This is a genomic window from Mesorhizobium huakuii (assembly GCF_014189455.1).
Lineage (GTDB): Bacteria > Pseudomonadota > Alphaproteobacteria > Rhizobiales > Rhizobiaceae > Mesorhizobium > Mesorhizobium huakuii_A.
The window spans coordinates 5,746,424-5,771,888 of the sequence record NZ_CP050296.1 but is presented as its reverse complement, the minus strand read 5'-3'; the positions used below and the strand labels follow the sequence as shown (position 1 = coordinate 5,771,888).

22 protein-coding genes and 4 pseudogenes are annotated in these 25,465 nt (G+C 62.9%); 8 read left to right on the top strand and 18 right to left on the bottom strand.

The window, feature by feature from the left end:
* Positions 1–50 precede the first annotated feature (50 nt).
* A complete protein-coding gene (locus HB778_RS27930) occupies positions 51–899 on the bottom strand; it encodes an RNA methyltransferase (RefSeq protein WP_183458611.1) in 849 nt (282 codons plus the stop codon).
* A gap of 215 nt (positions 900–1,114) precedes the next feature.
* On the opposite strand from HB778_RS27930, the gene HB778_RS27925 reads away from it, so the two are divergent.
* Genes HB778_RS27925 through HB778_RS27915 form a run of 3 tightly spaced genes read left to right on the top strand, consistent with a single transcriptional unit; the run spans position 1,115 to position 3,561 of the window.
* Positions 1,115–2,326, top strand: a complete 1,212-nt coding sequence (locus tag HB778_RS27925; RefSeq protein ID WP_183458609.1) for an NADP-dependent isocitrate dehydrogenase — start codon at positions 1,115–1,117, stop codon at positions 2,324–2,326.
* 10 nt (positions 2,327–2,336) lie between these two features.
* Positions 2,337–2,951, top strand: a complete 615-nt coding sequence (locus tag HB778_RS27920) for a glutathione S-transferase family protein (RefSeq protein ID WP_183458607.1) — start codon at positions 2,337–2,339, stop codon at positions 2,949–2,951.
* Positions 2,952–2,970: 19 nt separating this feature from the next.
* Positions 2,971–3,561 carry a demethoxyubiquinone hydroxylase family protein gene (locus HB778_RS27915; RefSeq protein WP_183458605.1) on the top strand — a complete coding sequence of 197 codons (591 nt, stop codon included), beginning with the start codon at positions 2,971–2,973 and terminating at the stop codon, positions 3,559–3,561.
* On the opposite strand, the gene HB778_RS27910 is transcribed toward HB778_RS27915, so the two are convergent.
* The 4 genes from HB778_RS27910 to recA form a co-directional block, all read right to left on the bottom strand.
* Positions 3,558–4,037, bottom strand: a complete 480-nt coding sequence (locus tag HB778_RS27910; RefSeq protein WP_183458603.1) for a DUF2269 family protein — start codon at positions 4,035–4,037, stop codon at positions 3,558–3,560. The genes HB778_RS27915 and HB778_RS27910 overlap by 4 nt on opposite strands.
* The gene (locus HB778_RS27905; protein WP_183458601.1) at positions 4,034–5,326 is read right to left on the bottom strand and encodes an SDR family oxidoreductase; all 1,293 of its coding nucleotides are present in this window, start codon (positions 5,324–5,326) and stop codon (positions 4,034–4,036) included. The genes HB778_RS27910 and HB778_RS27905 overlap by 4 nt, the downstream gene beginning before the upstream one ends.
* 10 nt (positions 5,327–5,336) lie before the next feature.
* Entirely contained in the window at positions 5,337–8,003 is a 2,667-nt protein-coding gene (alaS, locus tag HB778_RS27900) for an alanine--tRNA ligase (protein WP_183458599.1), read from the bottom strand.
* A gap of 269 nt (positions 8,004–8,272) precedes the next feature.
* Positions 8,273–9,370, bottom strand: coding sequence for a recombinase RecA (gene recA / locus HB778_RS27895; RefSeq protein WP_010909075.1), 1,098 nt, complete (start codon positions 9,368–9,370; stop codon positions 8,273–8,275).
* A gap of 281 nt (positions 9,371–9,651) precedes the next feature.
* Between recA and HB778_RS27890 the strand changes: the two genes are divergently transcribed.
* Positions 9,652–10,596 (top strand): carbohydrate kinase family protein, encoded by a 945-nt coding sequence (locus HB778_RS27890; protein ID WP_183458597.1) that lies wholly within the window; start codon positions 9,652–9,654, stop codon positions 10,594–10,596.
* Positions 10,597–10,719: 123 nt separating this feature from the next.
* Positions 10,720–11,592 (top strand): pseudouridine-5'-phosphate glycosidase, encoded by an 873-nt coding sequence (locus HB778_RS27885; RefSeq protein WP_244661653.1) that lies wholly within the window; start codon positions 10,720–10,722, stop codon positions 11,590–11,592.
* On the opposite strand, the gene HB778_RS27880 is transcribed toward HB778_RS27885, so the two are convergent.
* The gene (locus HB778_RS27880) at positions 11,593–11,916 is read right to left on the bottom strand and encodes a TfoX/Sxy family protein (protein WP_183458595.1); all 324 of its coding nucleotides are present in this window, start codon (positions 11,914–11,916) and stop codon (positions 11,593–11,595) included.
* Positions 11,917–12,006: 90 nt separating this feature from the next.
* Here HB778_RS27880 and HB778_RS27875 point away from each other — a divergent pair, with 90 nt between their 5' ends.
* Positions 12,007–12,504 carry a GFA family protein gene (locus HB778_RS27875; protein ID WP_183458593.1) on the top strand — a complete coding sequence of 166 codons (498 nt, stop codon included), beginning with the start codon at positions 12,007–12,009 and terminating at the stop codon, positions 12,502–12,504.
* A 160-nt stretch (positions 12,505–12,664) separates the two neighbouring features.
* Here HB778_RS27875 and sufA read toward each other — a convergent pair.
* The 8 genes and pseudogenes from sufA to HB778_RS27835 form a co-directional block, all read right to left on the bottom strand.
* Positions 12,665–13,044: pseudogene (sufA, locus tag HB778_RS27870) on the bottom strand (Fe-S cluster assembly scaffold SufA).
* 184 nt (positions 13,045–13,228) lie between these two features.
* Positions 13,229–13,621, bottom strand: a complete 393-nt coding sequence (locus HB778_RS27865) for an SUF system Fe-S cluster assembly protein (RefSeq protein ID WP_183458591.1) — start codon at positions 13,619–13,621, stop codon at positions 13,229–13,231.
* A gap of 21 nt (positions 13,622–13,642) precedes the next feature.
* Positions 13,643–14,887 (bottom strand): cysteine desulfurase, encoded by a 1,245-nt coding sequence (locus tag HB778_RS27860; RefSeq protein ID WP_183458589.1) that lies wholly within the window; start codon positions 14,885–14,887, stop codon positions 13,643–13,645.
* A 4-nt stretch (positions 14,888–14,891) separates the two neighbouring features.
* Positions 14,892–16,160, bottom strand: a complete 1,269-nt coding sequence (gene sufD, locus HB778_RS27855) for a Fe-S cluster assembly protein SufD (RefSeq protein ID WP_183458587.1) — start codon at positions 16,158–16,160, stop codon at positions 14,892–14,894.
* Positions 16,161–16,185: 25 nt separating this feature from the next.
* Entirely contained in the window at positions 16,186–16,941 is a 756-nt protein-coding gene (gene sufC, locus HB778_RS27850; protein WP_056562278.1) for a Fe-S cluster assembly ATPase SufC, read from the bottom strand.
* A gap of 33 nt (positions 16,942–16,974) precedes the next feature.
* Positions 16,975–17,172: a hypothetical protein gene (locus HB778_RS27845; RefSeq protein WP_183458585.1), complete on the bottom strand. Its 198-nt coding sequence runs from the start codon at positions 17,170–17,172 to the stop codon at positions 16,975–16,977.
* Positions 17,169–18,686 carry a Fe-S cluster assembly protein SufB gene (sufB, locus tag HB778_RS27840; RefSeq protein ID WP_096445255.1) on the bottom strand — a complete coding sequence of 506 codons (1,518 nt, stop codon included), beginning with the start codon at positions 18,684–18,686 and terminating at the stop codon, positions 17,169–17,171. The genes HB778_RS27845 and sufB overlap by 4 nt, the downstream gene beginning before the upstream one ends.
* Positions 18,687–18,872: 186 nt before the next feature.
* Positions 18,873–20,050: pseudogene (locus tag HB778_RS27835) on the bottom strand (cysteine desulfurase family protein).
* A gap of 238 nt (positions 20,051–20,288) precedes the next feature.
* Between HB778_RS27835 and HB778_RS27830 the strand changes: the two are divergent.
* Positions 20,289–20,964: pseudogene (locus tag HB778_RS27830) on the top strand (alpha/beta hydrolase).
* Positions 20,965–20,986: 22 nt separating this feature from the next.
* The gene (locus tag HB778_RS27825) at positions 20,987–21,637 is read left to right on the top strand and encodes an FMN-binding negative transcriptional regulator (protein WP_183458583.1); all 651 of its coding nucleotides are present in this window, start codon (positions 20,987–20,989) and stop codon (positions 21,635–21,637) included.
* Positions 21,638–21,649: 12 nt separating this feature from the next.
* Here the strand turns inward: HB778_RS27825 and HB778_RS27820 are convergent, their stop codons facing one another.
* The 4 genes and pseudogenes from HB778_RS27820 to HB778_RS27805 all read right to left on the bottom strand — a co-directional run bounded on the left by HB778_RS27820 (position 21,650) and on the right by HB778_RS27805 (position 25,293).
* Positions 21,650–22,300: a phosphatase PAP2 family protein gene (locus HB778_RS27820; protein WP_244661652.1), complete on the bottom strand. Its 651-nt coding sequence runs from the start codon at positions 22,298–22,300 to the stop codon at positions 21,650–21,652.
* Positions 22,301–22,510: 210 nt separating this feature from the next.
* Positions 22,511–24,160 carry an ArnT family glycosyltransferase gene (locus HB778_RS27815; RefSeq protein WP_183458579.1) on the bottom strand — a complete coding sequence of 550 codons (1,650 nt, stop codon included), beginning with the start codon at positions 24,158–24,160 and terminating at the stop codon, positions 22,511–22,513.
* A gap of 41 nt (positions 24,161–24,201) precedes the next feature.
* Entirely contained in the window at positions 24,202–24,534 is a 333-nt protein-coding gene (locus HB778_RS27810; RefSeq protein WP_010909058.1) for a lipid-A-disaccharide synthase N-terminal domain-containing protein, read from the bottom strand.
* Positions 24,527–25,293 (bottom strand): annotated as a pseudogene (locus HB778_RS27805) (glycosyltransferase family 2 protein). The gene HB778_RS27810 and the pseudogene HB778_RS27805 overlap by 8 nt, the downstream one beginning before the upstream one ends.
* Positions 25,294–25,465 lie beyond the last annotated feature (172 nt).

The window sequence follows — 25,465 nt, the reverse complement described above, 5'->3', positions numbered from 1 at the left end:
GAGAACCGAATAATATTCGGTTACTCCAGACGTTCGAAGCTTAACCGAGCTTAATCTTCTTTGTCTGCCGCCCGACTTCGGGCAGCGGCCGGAAGTCGTCTTGGATCGTCTCCCGGCGAGCCGTCGCCACGCGGCATCGCCGGGGAAAACCTGTCGAGTGAGGAAATAATGCCGCGCAGTACTTTGAGCTCCGGTTCGGCGAAACCGGCGCGCGTCAGCACGGCGCGCAGATTGTCGACCATCTTCGGCTTCTTCGGCGCCGGCCGGAAATAGCCGCGAGCCTCGAGTGCGCCTTCGAGATAGGCGAACAGGCCGTACAGCTCTTCCTTGCTGGCCGGCTTCATCTCCGGCCCGGTGAAATTGGTCTTGGTCTCGTCCTCCAGGCCGGACTTCATCCACTCATAGGACATCAGCAAGGCCGCCTGGGCGATGTTGAGCGAAGAGAAATCGGGATCGACGGGAAAGGTGACGATCTCGTCGGCAAGGCCGACCTCGTCATTGTAGAGACCGAAGCGCTCGCGGCCGAACAGGATGCCGGTGCGCTGCCCCATGCCATGGCGGGCGCGCAGCACCCTGCCCGCCTCCACCGGCCCGCGCACGGATTTGAAGCCGTCGCGCTGCCTGGCGGTGGTGGCGAAAACGAAGTTCAGATCGGCCAGCGCCGAGGCCAGGTCGTCGAACACCTTCACGGCGTCGATGACATGGTCGGCGCGGCTGGCGGCGGCGCGCGCCTTCTCGCTCGGCCAGCCGTCGCGCGGGTTGACCAGGCGCAGCTCCGACAGACCGAAATTGGCCATGGCGCGGGCGACCATGCCGATGTTCTCACCAAGCTGCGGCTCGACGAGGACGATCGCCGGACCGGCGGGTGCAGTGCTATCGGGATCTTTGATGACAGGCATGATTGTCAATGAACTGCTGTTTGCGGCATTTCAGCGTTCCCTGCCATATTCAGCCGCGAAAATGAAGCTTTGGCAAATGATCGCGGCGACAGCCTCACATTCGTGACCGATCGCCGTTTGCGCGGCCAAAAGCGCTTTGATATACGGGCGGCATCCCCTGGCCGAACCCCACGCGGGCAAGGCCGTCCCATATCCCAGCAACGAGGCATTCTTTCATGGCGAAGATCAAGGTGGCGAACCCGGTCGTCGAACTCGACGGCGACGAGATGACCCGCATCATCTGGCAGTTCATCAAGGACAAGCTGATCCACCCTTATCTCGACCTGAAGCTTGAATATTACGACCTCGGCATCGAGCACCGCGACGCCACCAACGACCAGGTGACCATCGATTCGGCCAACGCCATCAAGAAATGGGGCGTCGGCGTGAAATGCGCGACGATCACGCCCGACGAGCAGCGCGTCGAGGAATTCAAGCTGAAGAAGATGTGGAAGTCGCCGAACGGCACTATCCGCAACATCCTCGGCGGCACCATTTTCCGCGAGCCGATCATCATGAAGAACGTGCCGCGCCTGGTGCCGGGTTGGACCAAGCCGATCATCGTCGGCCGTCACGCCTTTGGCGACCAGTACCGCGCCACTGATTTCCGCTTTCCGGGCAAAGGCAAGCTGACGATCAAGTTCGTCGGCGAGGACGGCCAGGTGATCGAGCATGATGTGTACGATGCACCCGGCGCCGGTGTCGCCATGGCCATGTACAATCTCGACGAGTCGATCCGCGAATTCGCCCGCGCCTCGCTGAACTACGGCCTGCTGCGCAACTATCCGGTCTATCTCTCGACCAAGAACACCATCCTCAAGGCCTATGACGGCCGCTTCAAGGACATTTTCCAGGAGGTCTACGAGGCCGAATTCGAGGCCGAGTTCAAGTCGAAGAAGCTGTGGTACGAGCACCGCCTGATCGACGACATGGTGGCGTCCGCCCTGAAATGGTCGGGCGGCTATGTCTGGGCCTGCAAGAACTATGACGGCGACGTGCAGTCCGACACGGTGGCGCAAGGCTTCGGCTCGCTCGGCCTGATGACCTCGGTGCTGATGACGCCGGACGGCAAAACCGTTGAGGCGGAAGCCGCGCACGGCACCGTCACCCGCCACTACCGCCAGCACCAGAAGGGCGAGGAAACCTCGACGAATTCGATCGCCTCGATCTTCGCCTGGACGCGTGGCCTCGCCCACCGCGCCAAGCTCGACGACAATGCCGAGCTGAAGCGCTTTGCCGAGACGCTGGAAAAGGTCTGCATCCAGACCGTCGAGAGCGGTTTCATGACCAAGGACCTGTCGCTGTTGATCGGCCCCGATCAGCCCTGGCTGTCGACCACCGGCTTCCTCGACAAGATCGACGAGAATTTGCAGAAGGCGATGGCGTAAGCCAGGAGTCATGGCCAAGCCGGTCGTCTATGGGGCGGATTACAGCGTCTATGTGCGCATTGTCCGCCTCGTGCTCGCGGAAAAAGGCGTCGACTACGAGCTTGTGCCGGTCGATGTCTTTGCCGCCGAGGGCATTCCAGCCTGGTATTTCGAACATCACCCGTTCGGCCGCATTCCGGCCTTCGAACATGATGGCTTTCGCCTGTTCGAAACCAGCGCGATTGCCCGCTATGTCGACGAGGCATTCGACGGCCCTGCGCTGTTGCCCGTGGACTTGCGCGCCCGCGCGACCATGAACCAGATCATTGGCATGCTCGACGCCTACGCCTATCGGTCCATGGTCTGGGACGTTGCCGTCGAACGGCTGGAGAAAGAAGTCCCCGACGAGGCGCTGATCGGCAACGGGCTGCGACAGGCCGAAACGGTGCTCAAGGTGCTCACCGCACTCAAGGCACCGGGACCGTGGCTGCTCGGTGACCAGCTGACGCTGGCCGACCTGCATGCGGCGCCGATCATCGCCTATTTCCTCAAGGTCTCCGACGGGCAAAGGCTGATGGCAGCGTTCGCCGACATCCAGGCCTGGTGGGACCGCCTCGCAAAGCGTCCGAGCTTGGCGGCGGGCTGACATGGGGTTTTGGGCGCCCATGGCTGACCTTTCTCGCCGGGACGCGCTCACCATTGCCAGAATAGTCAGGGTCAACCACGCCGGTGAGTTCGGTGCGATCAGGATCTACTCGGCGCAGATTCTTATAGCCAGGCGCTTTTGGCCGGATTGCGTACCATCCTTGTCGGAAATGCTCGGGCACGAGCGCATTCATAGCGCTGCCTTCCGCGCCGCCATGCCGGCGAGACAGTCGCGACCGTGCCGGGTGATGCAATTCTGGAGCTGGGGCGGCTGGCTGCTAGGCTTTCTGACCGCCCTGCTCGGCCCGCAAGGCATCTGGGCCTGTACTGCGGCGGTCGAGGCGGCGGTTCACCACCATCTTGACGATCAGCTCTTCTTTCTGGCCAACCGCGACCACGACCTGCACAGCATCATCCTGGCGATCCGTGAGGAAGAGCTCGCTCATCTTCATCACGCCGAAGAGCAGCTGAAATCGCCCGGCCCGGCGCTGAACCTTCTGCGGTCACTGATTTCGATCGCCACCGACGTGCTGATCTGGCTGTCCACCTGGGGTGACTCCAACAGAATGACGCGCGCACTGGAGGCGGCAAAGCGAGGTGGCGTGGTCTAAAGATTAATTTCCGGCCGGGTCACCATCCGCCAAAGGATCGCAAGCACAGCGCTAAAGGCCGGAAAGCCGCAAGCAAACCAGATGCGAAACAGGCGCTTCTCTTCAGCGGGCAGCGGTGCGTTTTCGAGGACCGCCTGCCGTGCCAGATTCCGGATCCGAATCTGGATCCAGACCACCGGCAGCCAGAACAGACCGGTCACGACATAAAGCAGCAGAGACAGCACGATCCAGCCTTCGGAGAGCGGCCAGCCCACGGCCCGCGCCAGCAACACGCCCGTGATCGGCTGCACGATGACGGCGGTCGCCGTAAAAATCGTATCTGCAATGACGACCGTGCCGGCGACATGGGCGACGAGATCGGCGCGGCCGGTGCGTTGCGCCATCAGCATGAAGAAGGCGATACCGGCGCCGGTGCCGAACAGAACCGTGGCGCCGATGACATGCGCCCAGCGCAATATGTCGGCCCAGAAGCTCATCGCTCGTCGAGCACCGCCAGCGCCACCACCACCAGGCAAAGCGCGGGGATCGTCTTGACCAGCGGTCCCAGTGGATCAAGCCATAGACCAGGGACAAGAAGCGTCGCCGCCGCCAGATAGGACAGCGTGATCGCAATCATTGCCAGCAGCGCGCGTCGGGCCAGGGATCGGACCACGACAGCCGCGCCAACCAGCATATCCGCCGCACTTCCGGCCAGAACCGACAGATGGGCGAAGCTCGCCGACACGCCGTGCGAAACAAGGAGATCCGCCGCCGCCTCTTGCCGGATCAGGCCGACGATCCCCGAAACAAGCCAGAACAGGGAGAGGCAGGCGAAGATGACAGGTTTCGCCAGCCAGAGGCGGGCAAACCATCGTTCCTGGACATTTGCGGGCATGTCGGCCAGCGTTGCCTCCAGCGGCTGAAGCGGACGGTCGCAAACCTGGTTCCAGGCCGAGGCATCGCCTGTCACGCCGCGCGCCACCGCGGCAAGGGCTGCACAGCGCAACGGAGACCGCCAACCGAGAATGCCAAGCATATCGGCAACGGCGCCCGCAAGCCGGCCGAGAATGGCCGGCATCGGCACCACTCTCGCCGGCGGCAGACCAAGCCACGCACGCAAGGCCAGCAGAACATCGGCGAGCGGTCTGGCATTGGCTTCGACGAGATCGACGGCAAGTCGCGGCAGCGATCCGGCGACCGCCCGTGACACCGCTTCGGCAATTTCGGTGACCGCTGCGGTCTGGATCGGCTGGCGCGGCATGACGGCCGGAACAAAACCGGGGAATGCCGCAAGGGCGCGCAGAAGCGCCGTGCCGCCATAGGCGGCGGGCGCGATCACCAGGCCGGGCCGCAGGATGGTCCATTCAAGCGAGGAGCTTGCGACGGCCCTGTCGCCTTGCGCCTTGGTGCTGAAGAAAGGATTTGCCGAAGCGACATCGGCACCGATCGCGGAGATCTGCGCAAAGCGGTGCACGCCGGCCTGTTCGCAGGCCGCGACGAGTGCCACCACCGAGCCCCGGTGAACGGCGTCGAGGCGGTCGCGCGGGCCGTCCTGCAAGACGCCCGCCGCATTGACCACCGCGTCCATGCCTGCGACCACCGGCAGCCAGTCTTCAGCGGCGAGCAGTTTCGACATGTCCGCCGCGATCCAGCGAACCGCCGGGCGGCGCCGCCCGGCATCCCCGACATCGCGGCCGAGACCGGTGACATGATGACCGTCGCGTAGCAAACGGCCAACGATTGCGTCCCCGATCAAACCATAGCCGCCGAGGACGAGAATATTCATGTCGCGGCTTTCAGGCGGCTTCGAGCGCCGCCTTCACAGCCGCGATCGCATCATTGGCCTTCGAGGCGTCTGGGCCACCGGCCTGGGCCATGTCTGGCCGCCCGCCACCGCCCTGCCCGCCCAGCGCGGCGGAGGCCACACGCACCAGGTCGACAGCGCTGAAGCGGCCGACGAGGTCGTCGGTGACGGCAACGACGACGCTGGCCTTATTGTCCTCGCCGGCACCGACGAAGACGACGACGCCCGAGCCGAGCGAGCTCTTGCCGGCATCGGCCAGCGGCTTCAGATCCTTGGGTGACACGCCGGAGACCGCCTTGCCGAGGAAGCCGACGCCCGCGACCGTCTCATTCTCCGACGGCGCACCCGCAGCCGCACCGCCACCCAGCGCCAGTTTCTTGCGCGCTTCGGTCAGGTCCTTCTCGAGCTTCTTGCGCTCTTCGAGCAAAGCCTCGACGCGCGCCGGCACGTCGGCGGGCGAGATCTTCAGTACGGCCGCCGCCGCCTTCAGGCGCCTGTCCTGCTCGTCGAGATGTTTTCTGGCCGCCTCGCCGGTCAGCGCCTCGATCCGGCGAACGCCGGCGGCGACCGCGCTGTCGGAGACGACGCGGACCAGGCCTATATCGCCGGTCGCCCGGACATGGGTGCCACCGCAGAGTTCGACCGAATAGGGCCGGTTGGCCTTGGCGCCATGCAGCCCCGTGCCCATCGACACGACGCGCACCTCGTCGCCGTACTTCTCGCCGAACAGCGCCATGGCGCCCTCGGCTATGGCGTCGTCGACCGACATCAGGCGCGTCGTCACCGGGCTGTTCTGCACGACGATTTCATTGGCCATGCGCTCGACCTCTTCAAGCTCTTCGGCCGAGATCGGCTTGTTGTGCGAGATGTCGAAACGCAGACGCTCCGGCGCCACCAGCGAGCCCTTTTGCGCGACATGGGTGCCCAGCACCTCGCGCAGCGCCTCATGGATCAGATGCGTGGCGGAATGGTTGGCGCGCAGCCTGGTGCGGCGCGCATGATCGACCTTGAGCTCGACGGCAGCGCCCGTCTTGACGGTTCCGCTCGCCACCTTGCCGAGATGCACGAACAGCCCGTCGGCCTTCTTCTGCGTGTCGGAAATCTCGATCGAGAAGCCTTCGCCCGAGATGATACCAGTATCGCCCATCTGGCCGCCGGACTCGCCGTAAAACGGGGTCTGGTTGACGACCACCGCGACGGCGTCGCCCTTGCCGGCGCTGTCGACGGTCTTGCCGTCTTTGACCAGCGCCTGGATCAGGCCTTCCGCAGCTTCAGTCTCGTAGCCGAGGAACTCGGTGGCACCGGTCTGTTCGCGCACGGAGAACCACACCGTCTCCGTCGCGGCCTCGCCGGACCCGGTCCAATGCTTGCGCGCTTCGGCCTTCTGCTGCTCCATCGCATTGGTGAAGCCGGCAAGATCGACCGAGATGTTGCGCTGGCGCAGCGCGTCCTGCGTCAGATCGAGCGGGAAGCCGTAGGTGTCGTAGAGCTTGAAAGCCGTCTCGCCATCCAGCATGTCGCCGGCATGCAGCGTTTCCGTCGCTTCGGAGAGCAGGCCGAGGCCGCGCACCAGCGTCTTGCGGAAGCGCGTCTCCTCGAGCTTCAGCGTCTCTGTAATCAACTGTTCGCCGCGCAGCAGTTCGGGATAGGCCTGGCCCATCTCGCGCACCAGCGCCGGCACCAGCTTCCACATCAGCGGCTCGTTCGCGCCGAGCAGCTGCGCGTGCCGCATGGCGCGGCGCATGATGCGACGCAGCACATAACCGCGGCCTTCGTTCGACGGCAGCACACCGTCGGCGACCAGGAAGGAGGACGAGCGCAGGTGATCGGCAATGACGCGGTAGGACGCCACCGTTTCCGCATCGGGAGCGCGCCCAAGCACGGAGGACGCCGCATCGATCAGGTGCCGGAACAGATCGGTTTCGAAGACGCTTTCCACCCCTTGCAGGATCGAGGCCATGCGCTCTAGGCCCATGCCGGTGTCGATCGAGGGGCGCGGCAGGTCGATGCGCTCCTCCTTCGTCACCTGTTCATACTGCATGAACACCAGGTTCCAGAATTCGAGGAAGCGATCGCCATCCTCCTCGGGGCTGCCGGGAGGACCTCCCCAGATGTGCTCGCCACGGTCGATGAAGATTTCCGAGCACGGTCCGCAAGGGCCGGTGTCGCCCATCGCCCAGAAATTGTCCGAGGTCGGGATGCGAATGATGCGATCGTCCGAGAAACCGGCGATCTTCTTCCAGAAGCCGGCCGCCTCATCGTCGGTGTGATAGACGGTGACCAGCAGCTTGTCCTTCTTCAGACCGAACTCTTTGGTGATCAGGTTCCAGGCAAGCTCGATGGCGCGCTCCTTGAAATAGTCGCCGAAGGAGAAATTGCCGAGCATCTCGAAGAAAGTCAGATGGCGCGCGGTGTAGCCGACATTGTCGAGGTCGTTGTGCTTGCCGCCGGCGCGAACGCTCTTCTGGGCGGTGGTGGCACGCGAATAAGACCGCTTCTCCAGACCGGTGAAGACGTTCTTGAACTGCACCATGCCGGCATTGGTGAACATCAATGTCGGATCGTTGCGCGGCACGAGCGGGCTCGAGGCCACGACCTCGTGGCCCTCCTTGCGGAAATAGTCGAGAAATGTCGACCGGATCTCGTTCACGCCACTCATGACTGCTGCCTTTTCGCGAAAACCGCCGGCGCGGCCGGCGGAAACTGGTCTCTGCTTTGCAGAAATAGATTTGGCCTTTTAGCGGGCACGCCCCAGCCTGTCCAGAAACACGGAATTGGGCCAACCGAGGAGCTGTCAGGCTGGCTTCACGCCGCACAAAACGAAAACCGCCGGCGCGAAGGCCGGCGGTTTTGAACGCGGTACTACAGTACTCGGTTACTTAAGCATCAGGGCATAGGCCGACTTTATGGCCGAACTCTGACCGTAGCCTACATCGCGCCGGCTTCGTCCTCAAAACCGTCATCGCCGCCTTCAGAGCCACCGTTTTCGAGGAATTTTTCGGCGATCAGCCCAGCATTCTGCCTGAGCGCCAGTTCGATCTCTCGTGCGGTATCGGGATTGTCGCGCAGGAACAGTTTGGCATTTTCGCGACCCTGGCCGAGACGCTGCGAATTGTAGGAGAACCAGGCGCCCGACTTCTCGACCACGCCGGCCTTGACGCCGAGATCGACCAGTTCGCCGGTCTTGGACACGCCCTCGCCATACATGATGTCGAATTCAACCACCTTGAAGGGCGGCGCCAGCTTGTTCTTGACCACCTTGACGCGGGTCTGGTTGCCAACGACCTCGTCGCGATCCTTGACCGAGCCGATGCGGCGGATGTCGAGGCGCACCGACGCATAGAATTTCAGCGCGTTGCCGCCGGTCGTGGTTTCGGGCGAACCGAACATGACGCCGATCTTCATGCGGATCTGGTTGATGAAGATGACCATGGTGTTGGAGCGCGAGATCGATGCGGTCAGCTTGCGCAGCGCCTGGCTCATCAAACGAGCTTGAAGACCCGGCAGCGAATCGCCCATCTCGCCCTCGATTTCGGCGCGCGGCGTCAGTGCCGCGACCGAATCGACCACCAGCACGTCTATGGCGCCGGAACGCACCAGCGTGTCGCAGATTTCCAGCGCCTGCTCGCCGGTGTCGGGCTGCGAGATCAGCAGGTTTTCAAGGTCGACGCCAAGCTTGCGGGCATAGACCGGATCGAGTGCGTGTTCGGCGTCGACGAAGGCGCAGATGCCGCCCTTCTTCTGGGCTTCGGCCACGGTGTGCAGCGCCAGCGTCGTCTTGCCCGAGCTTTCCGGCCCGTAGATCTCGATGATGCGGCCGCGCGGCAGGCCGCCGACGCCAAGCGCGATGTCGAGGCCAAGCGAGCCGGTCGGCACCGTTTCGATCTCGACGACCTGCTCGTTCGCGCCGAGCCGCATGATCGAGCCCTTGCCGAAAGCCCGCTCGATTTGCGACAGCGCCGCATCCAGAGCCTTTGATTTGTCCACTGCCTTATCCTCTACAAGCCGCAAAGAATTCTGAGCCATGATACATCACCCCTTGGTCGTCAATGAAGGCCGGACAATCCGTAATCCCTGCCATTTTGTACCTTTTTTGTTCTCGTTTGGCAAGAGGGATCAAATATCTGAAAAACAAATGATATCCGGATTTGTTCTTTTTCGTACCAAGAGATCGAACAGGAACGCATCCCGCATTGGGCCAGGCGGTCCCGCTGTTTCGGTTCGCCGAATCGCTGCCTTGCGTGCGAAAACTCCATCTTGCAGCCTAGCGCTTGCGCGGCAGGAATAACAAAGGGCATATCGCCGGCATGGTGAAATCCGCAAAAATACTGGCCGTGGGCGGCGCCCATATCGACCGGCGTGGCCAGGTGTCCGGCGCTTATGTGCCGGCCGCGTCCAATCCCGGTACGATGCGCGAAGATGTCGGCGGCGGCGTCTTCAACGCGCTGCGCAGCACGGTGCGGCGCGGCGTCTCCGCTTCGCTGCTTTCGATGCGGGGCGGCGATGCCGCGGGCGATACCGTTTCCCGCGCTGTCGCCGAGGCTGGGATCGCCGATCTGTCGGCAGTCTTCCTCGACCGCACGACACCGAGCTACACGGCGTTGATCGATCGCGAGGGCGAATTGATCGTCGGCTTTGCCGACATGGCGCTCTATGACCTGGCATTCCCCAAGCAGATGCGGCGCTCCAAGGTCCGCGAGGCGGTCGCCGCCGCCGATGCCATCCTGTGTGACGCCAATCTGCCGTCTTCGGCACTGGAACGGCTGGTTTCGCTCGCCGCCAGCAAGCCGGTCTATGCCATTGCCATTTCGCCGGCCAAGGTGGTGCGGCTAATACCGGTGTTCGGCGCGCTGGCGCTGGTCTTCATGAACCGGCGCGAGGCCGTCGCGCTGGCCGGCGTCCATGCAGATGCCGCCGAGCGGGATGTCATCGATGGGTTGCGATGCAGCGGCCTCGCCAGCGGCGTCGTCACGGCGGGCAGCGCGCCGGTGCTGGGCTTCGATGAAACAGGCGCCTTTACGATCATGCCACCTGCTCCGAGAAAAATCGCTGACGTCACCGGCGCCGGCGATGCACTGGCGGGCGCGACGATCGCGGCCCTGCTGCGCGGCCTGCCTTTGCGCCAGGCCTTGCGCGAGGGCGTTGCGGCGGCGACGCTGGCCATAGAAAGCGCCGACGCCGTTCCCGATTTCACCGCTGCGGCCTTTGCGGATGCTCTGGCTCTTGTGCCGGAAGCCAGGGAAGTGGCATGAGACCGGCAAATTCATAACGCCGCAGCGAAGGCTACGTGTCCTGATGGATGCGACACACTGCGGATTGGAGATTCGAGATGACCCCCTGAGACCGCCCGCCCCTTCATCGACATCCACGCGCCGGTGGCGCAGGCCCTGGCCGCCGGACGGCCGGTGGTGGCGCTGGAAAGCACCATCATCACCCATGGCATGCCCTACCCCGACAATGGCGCCATGGCGGCGAATGTCGAGAAGATCATCAGCGACGGCGGCGCCGTGCCGGCGACGATCGCCGTGGTTGGCGGCCGCATCAAGATCGGCCTTTCCGATGGCGAGCGCGAATCGCTGGCCATGACCGGTGACGCCATGAAGCTGTCGCGCGCCGACCTCGGCTTCGCCGTCGCTCAAGGACGCACCGGCGGCACGACCGTCGCCGCCACGATGATCGCGGCTGAAATGGCCGGGATAAAGGTGTTCGCCACCGGCGGCATTGGCGGCGTGCACAAGGGCGCCGAAAAGAGCTTTGATATTTCCGCCGATCTCGACGAATTGGCGCGTACACCGGTCATCGTCGTCTCGGCCGGCGCCAAGGCCATTCTCGACATCGAAAAAACGCTCGAAGTGCTGGAAACGCGCGGCGTGCCGGTGATTGGACATGGCTGCGAGACCATGCCCGCCTTCTGGTCGCGGCAGTCGCCGTTCCGCGCGCCGCTGACCTTGCACACGCCTGAAGAGATCGCGCATTTCTACCAGACTAGGGCTGCGCTGGGTCTCGGCGGCGGTGTGCTGGTCGCCAATCCGGTGCCGGAAACCCACGAAATCCCGGCCGAGGAGATGGCAGGCTATATCGAGGCCGCGCAGAAGGCCGCCGAGGCGCTCAACGTGACCGGCAAGGCGGTGACGCCGTTCCTGCTGGGAAAAATCCTGGAGTTGACCGGCGGCCGCAGCCTGAAGACCAACATCGCGCTGGTCGAAAACAATGCACGGCTGGCGGCCGAGATCGCCAAGGCGTTGTAGTTACTTCCCAGCCCTTCGCCCCGCCTCATAGGCACGGCGTGCCCAGACCGTCATTTCGTCGGGATCGTCGAACGCGTTGTCGGGAATGCTCCAATACGGCATGGCCACCAGCTTGCCGCGCCGTGTACCGGTATAAGTCCACTGCTTGCAGCCGGCGGCCTCGAAGTCGGGCACGCTTTGCTCGTCGGCCTTCAGCAGCAATTCGCCGCGCAGCACGATGGCGACGATGACGCCGTCGAAATAGATGCCCTTGCCGCCGAATAGTCTGCGGATGCTGATCGGGCCTAACCCTTCGAACAGTTCGGCGATGCGTTCATTGTCCATGCCGCGATCATGTCATCGGCATTTGACATTGTCATCGCGCAGCCGAGATCATGCTGACAGGTTGAGAACATTTCCGTCGGAGTTTTTGTCATGCCGCTTCTGCTCAAGGGGTCCTGCCGCTGCAACGCCGTGCGTTTCGAGGTGGAAAGCCACACGCCCGTGCCGTTTATGCTGTGCTACTGCTCGATCTGCCGCAAGCAACAGGGCGGCGGCGGTTTCGCCATCAATCTCGGCGCCGATTACGAAACGCTGAACATCAGGGGCAAGAGGAGCCTTGGCGTCTATCGCGCCGAGATCGACGATGACGAGCATCCAAACTGCGAGATTTCTACCGGCGAGCGCAATTTCTGCAAGAAATGCGGTTCGGCGCTGTGGCTCTACGATCCGACCTGGCCGGAGCTGGTGCACCCCTTCGCCTCGGCCATCGACAGCGAGCTGCCGAAGCCGCCGGAAAAGGTGCATCTGATGCTGAAATACAAGGCGAGCTGGGTCGAGCCCGATATCAGCAAGGGTGACAAGGCGTTCGATGTCTATCCCGAGGAATCGATCGCGGACTGGCACAAGCGTACGGGCATGTGGGTGAAGTAGCGTTCTTCGCGCCGTTACGGGGGCAGAACGGGTATTTCAGAGGCTGGCGCTGCCCCTCATCCGTCACTTCGGCCGTTCGCCATTCGAAAAGCCAAGCAATTGGCTTTTCGTCCGCTGCGCGGACCATTCCTCACCTCCCCGTGAACGGGGAGAAGGAAGATCAGGCTGAGGCGCGTGCCTCTGCCAGCGCCTTGAGGTCGGCCGGCTTCAGTTCGACCGATTCGCCGCAGCCGCAGGCCGAGCTCTGGTTCGGGTTGTGGAAGGTGAAGCCGGTGCGCAGCGTCGTCTGCTCGAAATCCATCTCGGTGCCGAACAGGAAAAGCGCAGCCTCCGGCGCGACATAGACATGGGCGCCGTCGCGCTCGATGTGGTCGTCCTTGGTGTTGGGCTCGGTCACCAGATCGACCGTGTATTCCATGCCGGCGCAGCCGCCCTTTTGACGCCGAGACGAATGCCATGCGCGTTGTCGCGGGTGGCAACGATCTCGCGCACCCGGTCGGCGGCCTTTTCGGTCATCGTGATGACGGCAAAGCGTCCCATCCTCTTTCCTTCTCCATTCCATGCAGGTTCAAGGCCTGCCGAATGATTCCTCACCTAAAATGGTGAAGTTTTACCACTGGCGCAAGTGTACCAGGCTCGACCTGCCTAAAGCGTGACGCGCTTTAGGTTTTTGTTTTATGCATGTCGTTGCCCCAAAACCGAGGTCACTTTTGGGCGACATGCATTAGTACCAGCCCACCGCCACCTGCGCCTCTTCCGACATGCGGTCGGGCGACCAGGGCGGATCGAAGGTCATGTTGACCTCGACGCCGGACACGCCTTCGACGGCGCCGACAGCGTTCTCCACCCAGCCAGGCATCTCGCCGGCCACCGGGCAACCCGGGGCGGTCAGAGTCATGTCGATCTTGACCGAGCGGTCGTCCTCGATGTCGATCTTGTAGACGAGGCCGAGCTCGTAGATGTCGGCCGGAATTTCCGGATCGTAGACCGTCTTGAGCGCCGAGACGATGTCGTCGGTCAGCCGCGCCAGTTCGTCGGCGGGAATGGCCGAGGCGGAAACGACGCTATTGACGGCGTTTTCCGGAGTGGTCTCGGCAGCGATGCTCGCGTCATCCATGATCGTCACCCAAAAAGCTCGTCATCCGAAGAATTTGCGCGCTTTTTCAAGCGCCTCGGCCAAAGCGTCGACTTCGGCCCTGGTATTATACATGCCGAACGATGCCCTGCATGTGGAGGTTACGCCAAAGCGTTTCAACAGCGGCTGGGCACAATGGGTGCCGGCGCGGACCGCCACGCCCTGCCTGTCTATCACCATCGACACGTCATGGGCATGAATGCCTTGCAGTTCGAAGGAGATGATTGCACCCTTGCCAGGGGCATCACCAAAGATGCGCAGCGAGTTGATGGCGCGCAGCCGCTCATGCGCGTAGGTCTTGAGGTCTTCCTCATGCGCCGCGATGCGCTCGCGGCCGATCTTTTCCATGTAGTCGAGGGCAGCACCCAGCCCGATCGCCTGGACGATCGGCGGCGTGCCGGCTTCAAAACGATGCGGCGGCTCATTGTAGGTGACGATGTCTTCCGTCACCTCCTCGATCATCTCGCCGCCACCCATGAAGGGGCGCATGCCGGCGAGAATGTCCTTCTTGCCGTAGAGCACGCCGATGCCCGAAGGCCCGTAGACCTTGTGACCGGTGAAGACGAAGAAGTCGCAGTCGAGGTCCTGGACGTCGATGGGCATGTGCACGGCGCTCTGGCTGCCGTCGACCAGCACCGGAATTCCACGCGCATGCGCAATGCGCACGATCTCCTTGATCGGCGTCACCGTGCCCAGCGCATTCGACATCTGCGTGATGGCGACGAGCTTGGTGCGGTCGGTCAGCCGCTTCTCGAATTCCTCGATGTGGAAGACACCGAGGTCGTCGACCGGCACCCAGACCAGCTTGGCGCCCTGCCGCTCGCGGATGAAATGCCAGGGCACGATGTTGGAGTGGTGCTCCATGATCGACAGCACGATCTCGTCGCCCTCGCCGATATTGGGCATGCCATAGCCATAGGCGACCGTGTTGATCGCCGAGGTCGTATTCGAGGTGAAGACGATGTTGTCGGTGCTGGGTGCATTGAGGAAACGGCGCACCGTCTCGCGGGCCTTTTCATAGGCGTCGGTCGCGGCGTTGGACAGGAAATGCAGGCCGCGATGGACGTTGGCGTATTCCTGAGAATAGGCATGCTGAATCGTATCCAGCACCACCTGCGGCTTCTGCGCCGAGGCGCCATTGTCGAGATAGACCAGTGGCTTGCCGTAGACTTCGCGCGACAGGATCGGGAAGTCGCGGCGGATCGCCTCGACGTCGTAGAAATCTCCGATCTTGCCTGGAGCGTTCATCATTTCACCCGTGCGTCACAAACCAGTCGTCAAGTCTCGCTTCCAGCGCCTCGACAATCGTCTCGTCGTCCAGTTCCTCGATCACCTCGGCGACGAAGGCTTTGACCAGCAATCCCCGCGCGGTCTTCTCGTCGACACCGCGCGCCATCAGGTAGAACAGATGGTCGTGGTCGATCTCGGTGACCGTCGCGCCGTGGCCGCAGACGACGTCGTCGGCGAAGATTTCGAGTTCCGGCTTGGTCGAGAACTCGCCATCGTCCGACAAAAGCAGGGTGTTGCACGCCATCTTGGCGTTGGTCTTCTGCGCATATTGGTGGACGTTGATGCGGCCCTGGAAGACGCCGCGCGCCTTGCCCGTCACCACATTGCGGACGACCTCGGTGGACGTCGTGTGCGGCACGGCGTGGTCGAGCACCATCGTCACGTCGGAGTGGGTATCGCCAGCCAGAAGGTTGATGCCGCGCAGCTTGAAGTCGGCGCCTTCGCCCGTCGTCCTGACCATGATCTCCTGGCGCACAAGCTTGCCGCCGGCGTTCATGACGAACAGCGTCAGTTTCGCATTCTTGCCGATATGGGCCTTGAACTGCGCCAGATGCGTCGCCGTCTCCGACTGCTCCTGGACGATCAGCCACGTCACCTCGGCACCCTCGCCGAGCACGAGCTGGCTGACGGAACTGACCAGAGCGGCGCCGTCACCCGCCTGACGCTCGACGATCACGGCCTTGGCGCCGGCGCCAACGCGAACCGGCAAGCGCACATGGGTCTGGCCGCCGGCCTGCACATTCTGCAGTTCGATCGGCTTTTCCAGTTCGACGCCGTCGGCGATATCGACAAAGTAGCCATCGGCAACGAAAGCCGTGTTCAGCGCACCGATCGCATCGTCGCTGCCATAGGGATCGAGGCCCGGCGCAATGCTGCCGTCGGTCAGCTTTTCCGACAGGCGCTGGACGGTGACGCCTTCGACGGCCGGCGTCTTCGCGTCGGACTTGCCGTTCAGGACCGCCAACACCGCGGAACCTTCGACGATCGGTGCAACGGCTTTTGCCGCCGCAGCCGGGTCGAAGTCCGGCACGGCATTTAACAGCCGGCGCAAGTCTGTGTAGTGCCAGGATTCAATGCGTCGCGTCGGCAGGCCGTGCTTGATCGCTTCGATCGCGTCGTCGCGCTTCAGCATCACCGCGCCGTCGCCCGGCAGCAGCGACAGCCGGTCGCCGAACGCGTCGATCAACGCCGTTTCGGCCGGTGTCCGCTGCGGTTGTGTGTGCATATTCATCAGTTTGACCTTGCCTTCTGGCATCTCACGCGGCTTCGCCGATCACGCCGGCATAGCCATTGGCTTCGAGGTCGAGCGCCAGCGACTTGTCGCCGGACTTGATGACCTGGCCCTTGTAGAGCACGTGCACGCTGTCGGGTACGATGTGTTCGAGCAGCCGCTGGTAATGGGTGATGACCAGGAAAGCCCGGTCCGGCGCGCGCAGCGCGTTGACGCCGTCCGAAACGATCTTCAGCGCATCGATGTCGAGGCCGGAATCGGTCTCGTCGAGCACGCAGAGCTTCGGCTCCAGGAGCTTCATCTGCAAAATCTCGGCGCGCTTCTTCTCGCCGCCGGAGAAGCCGACATTGAGCGGCCGCTTCAGCATCGCCATGTCCATGCTGAGCGAGGCTGCGGCTTCCTTCACCCGCTTGAGGAATTCCGGGATCTTCAGCGGCTCCTCGCCGCGCGCCTTGCGCTGCTCGTTCATCGCCACTTTCAGGAATTCCATGGTCGCCACGCCCGGTATCTCCATCGGGTACTGGAAGGCGAGGAAGATGCCTGATGTGGCGCGCTCGGCCGGATCCATTTCGAGGATCGACTGGCCGTTGTAGAGGATGTCGCCTTCGGTGACCTCATAGTCCTCGCGGCCGGCCAGGATATAGGACAGCGTCGATTTGCCCGACCCATTCGGGCCCATGATCGCGGCGACCTCGCCGGCTTTGACCGTCAGGTTCAGGCCGCGGATGATTTCGGTGCCGTCATCGACGATGCGGGCATGGAGGTTTCTGATTTCAAGCATTTCCATTCGTCCTATCAGTAGCCGTCTGCCTGGCTAAACTCGATTCAACAACTGCTTCAAGGTTTCCAAAAGCCCCTGCCAAAAGCCATCCGGCGAGTAGGCCGCGGCAAGCAGCGCTATTCCTGTCGCGCACAGCCAGAATGCGAGGCCCAGGCCCGCTTCCCAGTTATCCACTCGATCCCGCAGATAGACATGTTTTTCTGCGGGTTCGCCTTTGCGCGCCTTTGTCACCCCACGCTTCCCTCGAGGCTGATGCCAATCAGCTTCTGCGCTTCGACGGCAAACTCCATCGGCAGTTGCTGGATGACGTCCTTGACGAAGCCATTGACGATCAGCGCGATCGCTTCCTCTTCGGGAATGCCGCGCTGCATGACATAAAACTTCTGGTCCTCGGAAATCTTCGACGTCGTCGCCTCGTGCTCGAACTGCGCCGTCGAGTTCTTGGCTTCCATGTATGGCACGGTGTGCGCGCCGCACTGGTCGCCAATCAGCAGGGAATCGCAGTTGGTGAAGTTGCGGGCATTGGTCGCCTTGCGGTGCGCCGAGACCTGGCCGCGATAAGTGTTTTGCGAGAAGCCGGCGGCGATGCCCTTGGAGATAATGCGGCTCGACGTGTTCTTGCCGAGATGGATCATCTTGGTGCCGCTATCGACCTGCTGATAGCCGTTCGACACGGCGATCGAATAGAATTCGCCCGAGGAATCGTCGCCGCGCAGGATGCAGCTCGGATACTTCCAAGTGATCGCAGAACCGGTCTCGACCTGCGTCCACGAGATCTTCGAGCGGTCGCCACGGCAGTCGCCGCGCTTGGTGACGAAATTGTAGATGCCGCCCTTGCCCTCGGCGTCGCCGGGATACCAGTTCTGCACCGTCGAATATTTGATCTCGGCATCGTCGAGCGCCACCAGTTCGACCACCGCGGCATGAAGCTGGTTCTCGTCGCGCTGCGGCGCGGTGCAGCCCTCGAGATAGGAGACGTAAGCCCCCTCCTCGGCGATGATCAGCGTGCGCTCGAACTGGCCGGTGTTCTTCTCGTTCATGCGGAAATAGGTCGACAGCTCCATCGGGCAGCGCACACCCTTGGGCACGAAGACGAAGGAGCCGTCGGTGAAAACAGCCGAATTCAGCGTGGCGTAGAAATTGTCCGAGGTCGGCACGACCGAGCCGAGATATTTCTGCACCAGTTCCGGATGCTCGCGAATGGCTTCCGAGATCGAGCAGAAGATGACGCCGGCCTGCGCCAGCTCCTTCTTGAAGGTGGTGACGACGGAGACGGAATCGAACACCGCGTCGACGGCGACACGGCCCGACTTGTAGACATTGTCGCTGGGCTCCTCGAGATCGGAGGCGTCGGTCTTCTGCACACCGGCCAGGATCTCCTGCTCGCGCAGCGGAATGCCGAGCTTCTCGTAGACCTTCAAGAGTTCGGGATCGACATCGCTCAGCGAGGACGGGCCGGGCGTGCTCTTGGGCGCCGCGTAATAATAGATGTCCTGGAAATCGATCTTGGGATAGTGGACGCGCGCCCAGGTCGGCTCTTCCAGCGTCAGCCAGCGCCGATAGGCTTCCAGGCGCCATTCCAGCATCCAGGACGGCTCGTCCTTCTTGGCCGAAATGAAACGGATGATGTCTTCGCTCAGGCCCTTGGGGGCCTTGTCGACTGCGATTTCCGTCTGGAATCCGTATTTGTATTGGTCGACGTCGATCTTTCGGACCCGATCGATCGTGTCCTGCACAGCAGGCATATGCGTTCTCCATCCACGCCGGGGTCAAGGCCCGACAGTTTTCAAACTATGGCACCGCCGAAATGAACGCCGAAGAAGCGCTCGCGGCAGCGTAAGTTCCATATAGTGCGCCTCGACCGGAAATTCACCCGGCCAGCATGAAACGCACGGCTCTACCAGGCCGAAAGGCCCAAAATCGTCCAACCGCTACGCGGCTTCTTCTCTATCCGCCTTTTCCCTGGCGGCTTGCCGTGCGGCAATGCCCGCCAGCGCAGTGCGGAACAACTCGATGTCCTCAGCGCCGGTCGCAGCACCGATCGACACGCGCAAGGCGCCAAGACTGTCGCCATAACCCATGGCTTTCAGCACGTGGCTCGGCCCGACCTTGCCCGACGAACAGGCAGAGCCAGCCGACAGCGCCACACCGGCCAGATCAAAGGCGATCTGCGCGGTTTCGGCTTTGACGCCCGCAATAGCGAAGAATGCCGTGTTGGCAAGCCTTGGCGCGCCGGTTCCAAAGATTTCCGCGTCCGGGACCAGCATTTTCACGATGGCCTCGATCTCGTCGCGGCGCTGGCGCACCGCATCGATCGCCGGCAGTCCGGCGAGCGCTTCGCGCGCGGCAGCACCAAAGCCTGATATGGCGGCGAGGTTTTCGGTGCCACCACGATGGCCCTTTTCCTGGCCGCCGCCATTGATCAGGGGCTTCGGCATCATCAGATCGGCGGCGGCGACAATGGCGCCGATGCCCTTGGGACCACCGATCTTGTGCGAAGACAGAATCAAATAGTCGGCGTAACCCGCTGACATGTCGATTGAAACACGGCCGGCGGCCTGAACCGCATCGACGACAAGGATGCCGCCCGCAGCCTTGACGATCGCCGCGATCAGATCGATCGGCTGGATCACGCCGGTCTCGTTGTTGGCGGCGTGAATCGCCACCAGCGGCAGGCCATCGGCCTTGTCGTGATCGCCGAGTGCCGCGCCAAGGCGGCAAGGTCGGCAATGCCATCGGCATCGACGCCGATGCGCGTCACCTGCGCTGCCGGAAAGCGCCCGCCATTCAACAGGCAGGGATGATCGGCCTCGCTGACGTAAAGCCGGCTCATGCGCACGCTGCCGCGCCCCATCTGCCAGTCGGGTGAAAGCAGCGTCGAGGCGGCTTCGGTCGCACCGGAGGTGAACACGACATGTTCGGGCCTGGCATTGACCAGTGCCGCAACCTCGCGCCTTGCCGTCTCGATCAGGCGGCGCGCGGCGCGGCCTTCGGCATGAACCGATGACGGGTTGGCGGTCACGTCAAGCGCCGCAACCATAGCCTCGCGTGCCGCTGGGAGCAGCGGCGCACTGGCATTATAGTCGAGATAGGCGCGTTTTGCGGCCATTTTCGTCCAGTTGATCCCGTCAGAAGCCATTCGGTTGTCGTATGGCGTTATTTCCTTGAAATTCCAAGGCGAGCCGTCCTATTTACGCGGCTTGCGGCGCGGGTGGCCGGGCTCGACGTCTGGCCACTCAGTTTTGAACAGTTCTAAACTAGCTTCTAAGAAGACGCTCGCCCTGCGTCAAGGCCAGAGGAAGACACGTTCCGGGCGCCGCGCATTCGTATACCAAGTGGAGTATTTCATGCCTGAGGTCATTTTCACCGGTCCGGCCGGTCGCCTGGAGGGACGCTACCAGCCCTCCAAGGAAAAGAGCGCGCCAATTGCCATTGTCTTGCATCCGCATCCGCAGTTTGGCGGCACGATGAACAACAAGATCGTCTACGACCTCTTCTATATGTTCCAGAAGCGCGATTTCACCACGCTGCGCTTCAATTTCCGCGGCATCGGCCGCAGCCAGGGCGAATTCGACCACGGCACGGGCGAATTGTCGGATGCGGCGGCAGCACTCGACTGGGTCCAGTCGCTGCATCCGGATTCCAAGAGCTGCTGGGTCGCCGGCTATTCCTTTGGTTCGTGGATCGGCATGCAGCTCCTGATGCGCCGGCCCGAGATCGAAGGCTTCATCTCGATCGCACCGCAGCCCAACACCTATGATTTCTCGTTCCTAGCGCCCTGCCCGTCATCGGGCCTGATCATCCATGGCGATGCCGACAAAGGTGGCGCCGCCTAAGGATGTACAAGGCCTGGTCGACAAGCTGCACACGCAAAAGGGCATAACCATCACCCAGAAGACCTTGCCCGGCGCCAACCACTTTTTCGCCAACGACGCCGATCTGTTGATCGAAGAATGCGCGGACTATCTCGACCGCCGGCTGGCGGGCGAATTGTCCGATCCGCGGCCGAAACGGCTGAGATAGATAGGGAAAGGCGCCAGCGCCGATGTACGAGCCTCCCCATTTCCAGGAAACGCGGCCTGATGTCCTGCACGGACTGATCCAGTTGCATCCGCTCGGCACACTGATCTCGAACGGGCCTGACGGCCCGGTCGCCGACGCCATTCCGTTTTTGCTCGACGCCGGGGCGTCGCCGAACGGCAAGCTGCGCGCCCACCTGGCCAAGGCCAACCCACACTGGAAACTTATCGCGGAAAACCCGTCATCACCCGTGCTGATCGTCTTCCAGGGCACCGACGCCTATGTGACGCCGTCCTGGTACGAAACCAAGCGCGAGACCGGCAAGGTCGTGCCGACCTGGAACTATGCCATCGTGCAGGTGCGCGGCACGGCCAAGGTAATCGACGATCAGGACTGGCTGGCGCAGCAGATCGCCGACCTGACCCTATCGCAGGAAGGCCCCCCGCGAGGCCCCTGGGCGGTGACCGATGCACCGCCGCCCTTCATCCAGTCGCAGATCAAGGGCATCATCGGGCTGGAAATCGAGATCAACGAGATCCATGGTAAGTGGAAGGTCAGCCAGAACCGTCCCGTCGCCGACCGCGTCGGCGTGGCGCACGGTCTTGAAAGCGAGACCGCCAATTCATCAGACATGGTCCGCCTGGTACGGTCTTACGGCGGCCTGGACAGCAATTAATCCGGCTTCGATCTATCTTTCCGGAGCAATCAGCCGGAACGATGCCTTGCGGACCGGCAATCCTGACGGCGTCGGACGGAAGATGAAGCCGAGCCGGGCAAAGACCAGCCCGCAGACGAGCGCAAACGCACAGCCAAGGCCGAAGCCGGCGACGGTGTCGCTCGGATAGTGCGCGCCGACGAAAACCCTGGTTGAGGCGAGACAGGCGGTGATCGCCAAGGCGATGGTCCAGCGTCGCGGAAACAAAAGCAGGAGAACGCCGAACACCGCCCCCATCGTCGTGGCATGGCCGGACGGAAAACCGGCGAAGCGCGCGTCAAAGGCGAAGGGATGCAGCGCGAGCACACCAAAATCCTGGAAGTAGAGCGGGCGGGCTCGGCCGATCGCATATTTCAGGACGTTGACCAGCAGGCCGGACAGGCCGACGGAGCTCAGCACCAGAAATGCCAGACAGGTCCAGTTGTAGGCGAGCATCAGTCGTCGCCGCGAAAGGCTGCGCCAATCGATCAGATTGGCCGCGACGAGCAACAGCGCTGACGGGATCAGGTACCAGCCGCCGAGAGCGAACTGGGTCAGGAATTCGGCAAGCCTGGCTCCCGACCATTGGCCATGAACCATCCCTGCGGGTGTGTCGAGGCGAACGAATGCCGCCGCCGTCAGCAACAGCCAGACCAGGCCCCAAACCGGCCATGCGACGTTGGGATAACGCGCGGGACGAACCGCAAAGCGCCTTCTGATGATCTGCGAGGTGTCGCGAAAATTGCTCAGGGATCGACGCCCTACCCCAAGGAGCCGACTGGAAACGGAAGGGCGCGATTTTACGAGCATTGGGAATTCGACCCCATTGTTGCCGTCATGGGCATCGACGAGCCGTCATGGGGCCACACGATAGAGGCCGAGCGACAATTTGTCTCCCGACGAATAGTTGAGGCCGTCGATCTCGGCGACGCGGTTCACCGATTTGCCTTGCGCCGACAGCATGCCGTTCAGCTTCTGCTCGTCCTCGATCGGCGCCAGGCCCAAGGCGCAGGCCGGATCGGCAAGCAGATGTTGCGCCACGCCGCCGACATCGGTCAGCACCGTTTTGGTGCCGACCAGGAACACCAGGCTCGGCTCCTGAAACCGCGCCGAGGCCAGCACCGTGTTGTCGCAAGGTTTGTTGGCAAGCACCGCCTGCTTGATCGCCGGGCTCAGCCAGATCGGCTTCAGCGACGGCGCGATGACGCCGAACAGCAAGGCATAGGTGATGCCGGCACAGGCGGCGGTGGCTCCGATGCGGGGCAGCGGCACCTGCAACTGCCGCGAAAAAGCGAAGTAGCCCGTGCCCAGTGCGGCGGCGGCCGCCGGAATGCTCCACCAGGAGAAAGTGTGGGTGAGATAGATCGGCGCTCCAATGCAGACGGCCGCCAGGCCAAGGCTGACCACGACCAGGCCAAATGCGGTCGACCACCACAGCCATTGCTGCCAGCGTTTGAGCGGCGCATTGGCATCCTCCGGCTGCAACGTCAGCAGCCAGCCGATCAGCAGCGCCATGCCGGGATAGGCCGGCAGGACATAATGCGGCAGCTTGGTCGGGATGAGCTCGAACACCAGCCAGAACGGGATGTACCAGGCGAGGCAGAAGCGCAGCCTGACGTCGTCGCGCATGCGGTTGAGAGCCTGCAGGCCAGCGCCGACCGCGATCAGGCCGAACGGCCACATGAACAGCGAATAGGTCAGCATGTAGAAGCCGGGTGGCAGGCCGTGCGATTCCTCACCCGAGGCGACCTTGCCAAGCATGTCCTTGCCGACGGCCTGCTGCAGGAAAGCGCCATGGCTTTTCCAGGTGATCGCGGCGAGCCAGGGCAGCGCAATCACCACGACCAGTAGCAGGCCGCGCCCGATCCTGAGCTTCGACAGCCAGCGCCCGTCACGCTCGAAGGCAAACAGCACCGCGATGGTCAGCGCTGACAACAGCGGCGCAATTGGGCCTTTGATCAGGATCGCCGCGCCTTGCGCGATCCAGAAAATCCACCAGAGATGGCCGGCGACCGGCTCATTGCGGCGCGACGCCAGATAGATCTGCGCCAGCGCGCCTTGCGCCGCCACGCAGCAGGCCAGCAGCATCGCATCGGTCTTGGCGTCGCGGCCCTCGAAGGCCGTGGCGAAGATCGCCGCCATCACCAGGCCGGCGGCGATGCCGGCATTGGCGCCGAAAAGATTGGTCCCCGTCCAGGCGATCGCCAGCACGGCAATGGCAATGCCCAGCGCCGAGATCGTGCGATAGACCCAGATCGGCGCTTCGGCGCCCTTGCCGCTCAGCGTAACGGCCGCTGATTGCAGCCAATAGATGCCGACCGGCTTCTGGTAGCGCGAGGCGTCCTGAAAGCGGATGTCGACATAGTCGCCGCTCTCCGCCATCTGCTTGGTGGCCTGGACGAAGCGCGACTCGTCACGGTCGATCGGCGGCAGCGATGCCAGCCCCGAAACCGTCATCACCAAGCTGAACAGGAAGAGAAGGATGTAATTCCTGTTCAACGCCATGCTTGAGCCTCTCTGATCATTTTCTTGATGTGGCGGGCCGCTCAGTCGACCTTGGTCATCGCCGCCTTGCGCTCATTGGCGATCAGCCAGAGATTTCTGATGTAGATGAACATGCCCATGGCCTGGCCGGCGATGAACACCGGATCCTGGCGCTGGATGGCATAGATCAAGAGCAGGCCGCCGCCGAACAGCGAGAAGAACCAGAAGGCTACCGGCACGACGCTGCGCTTGGCCTTTTCCGAGGCCAGCCACTGCACGACAAAGCGCATGGTGAAGAAGAACTGCGCAACGAAGCCGAGCAGGATCCACGCATCGAATTGCTTGATGAAAACCTGGTGAAGCCAGGTCCCCAGTTCCTGAAGCACGTTAAACACGCTTGATTTCCTCTACTTTTGGCATTCTGCGGCGCCTGCGGCGCAGCCACCAGACACCACCGAGATCGAGCGCGCCCTGCAGGCCGCGGTCGAAAATGCCGTAATTCGACTTGCCGTGGCGGCGCGAGCGGTCGACGACGTCGCAATGCACGACGCGATAGCCTTCTTGGATGACCAGGGCCGGGACGAAGCGGTGGGTGCCGTCGAAAAACGGCAGTTTGCGCAGGATATCGGTGTGGACCGCCTTCAGGCCGCAGCCGGTGTCGCGCGTCTCGTCATGCAGGATGGCGTTTCTCAGCCAGTTGGCGAAGCGAGACGCCAGCTGCTTGACCTTGCTGTCGCGGCGCTTGAGGCGCTGCCCTGGGCGGCGCCGAAATCGGGGCCGGCCTGCCGCAAGGCGTCGACCAGCACGGGAATATATTGCGGATCGTTCTGGCCGTCGCCGTCGATCGTGGCGACGATGCCGCCGCGGGCTGCCCAGGCGCCCGAACGCACCGAAAGGCTCTGGCCGGCGGATTTCTGATGCCGCAATTCGCGCACCGGAAAGGTGCGAAGTGCCGCCTGCTCGGTCAGCACGGCGGCTGTCTCGTCGGTCGAGCCGTCATTGACGATGATCAGTTCGAAGTCGCGCCCGGCCATCGCCGCCTCGATCTCGTCGATCAAGAGCGGCAGGTTTGCCGCCTCGTTCCTGCAAGGAATGACGATGGATATCAATGCGTCCGGCATGTCGCGTCGGGGCTCTGTCGTCGAATATGGCATTATTGGATGCCGTGCGGTGCCGCTCGAGGTCGTGGGCTGCAAGAACCTTTGGCGCGGCGCCTCATTACGCCAGCCGAAACGATGAAGCAAGCATTCGTGCCGGACGGCTCGTCGCACCGTTTCAGCAACGGGTGATCGTCAGGACATCTCGTGATCCTTTGGCGCATAGCCA

Coding starts and splice junctions, on each gene's coding strand:
- HB778_RS27930 (WP_183458611.1), bottom strand. CDS start 899: ATGCCTGTCATCAAAGATCCCGATAGCACTGCACCCGCCGGTCCGGCG.
- HB778_RS27925 (WP_183458609.1), top strand. CDS start 1,115: ATGGCGAAGATCAAGGTGGCGAACCCGGTCGTCGAACTCGACGGCGAC.
- HB778_RS27920 (WP_183458607.1), top strand. CDS start 2,337: ATGGCCAAGCCGGTCGTCTATGGGGCGGATTACAGCGTCTATGTGCGC.
- HB778_RS27915 (WP_183458605.1), top strand. CDS start 2,971: ATGGCTGACCTTTCTCGCCGGGACGCGCTCACCATTGCCAGAATAGTC.
- HB778_RS27910 (WP_183458603.1), bottom strand. CDS start 4,037: ATGAGCTTCTGGGCCGACATATTGCGCTGGGCGCATGTCATCGGCGCC.
- HB778_RS27905 (WP_183458601.1), bottom strand. CDS start 5,326: ATGAATATTCTCGTCCTCGGCGGCTATGGTTTGATCGGGGACGCAATC.
- alaS (WP_183458599.1), bottom strand. CDS start 8,003: ATGAGTGGCGTGAACGAGATCCGGTCGACATTTCTCGACTATTTCCGC.
- recA (WP_010909075.1), bottom strand. CDS start 9,370: ATGGCTCAGAATTCTTTGCGGCTTGTAGAGGATAAGGCAGTGGACAAA.
- HB778_RS27890 (WP_183458597.1), top strand. CDS start 9,652: ATGGTGAAATCCGCAAAAATACTGGCCGTGGGCGGCGCCCATATCGAC.
- HB778_RS27880 (WP_183458595.1), bottom strand. CDS start 11,916: ATGGACAATGAACGCATCGCCGAACTGTTCGAAGGGTTAGGCCCGATC.
- HB778_RS27875 (WP_183458593.1), top strand. CDS start 12,007: ATGCCGCTTCTGCTCAAGGGGTCCTGCCGCTGCAACGCCGTGCGTTTC.
- HB778_RS27865 (WP_183458591.1), bottom strand. CDS start 13,621: ATGGATGACGCGAGCATCGCTGCCGAGACCACTCCGGAAAACGCCGTC.
- HB778_RS27860 (WP_183458589.1), bottom strand. CDS start 14,887: ATGAACGCTCCAGGCAAGATCGGAGATTTCTACGACGTCGAGGCGATC.
- sufD (WP_183458587.1), bottom strand. CDS start 16,160: ATGAATATGCACACACAACCGCAGCGGACACCGGCCGAAACGGCGTTG.
- sufC (WP_056562278.1), bottom strand. CDS start 16,941: ATGCTTGAAATCAGAAACCTCCATGCCCGCATCGTCGATGACGGCACC.
- sufB (WP_096445255.1), bottom strand. CDS start 18,686: ATGCCTGCTGTGCAGGACACGATCGATCGGGTCCGAAAGATCGACGTC.
- HB778_RS27825 (WP_183458583.1), top strand. CDS start 20,987: ATGTACGAGCCTCCCCATTTCCAGGAAACGCGGCCTGATGTCCTGCAC.
- HB778_RS27815 (WP_183458579.1), bottom strand. CDS start 24,160: ATGGCGTTGAACAGGAATTACATCCTTCTCTTCCTGTTCAGCTTGGTG.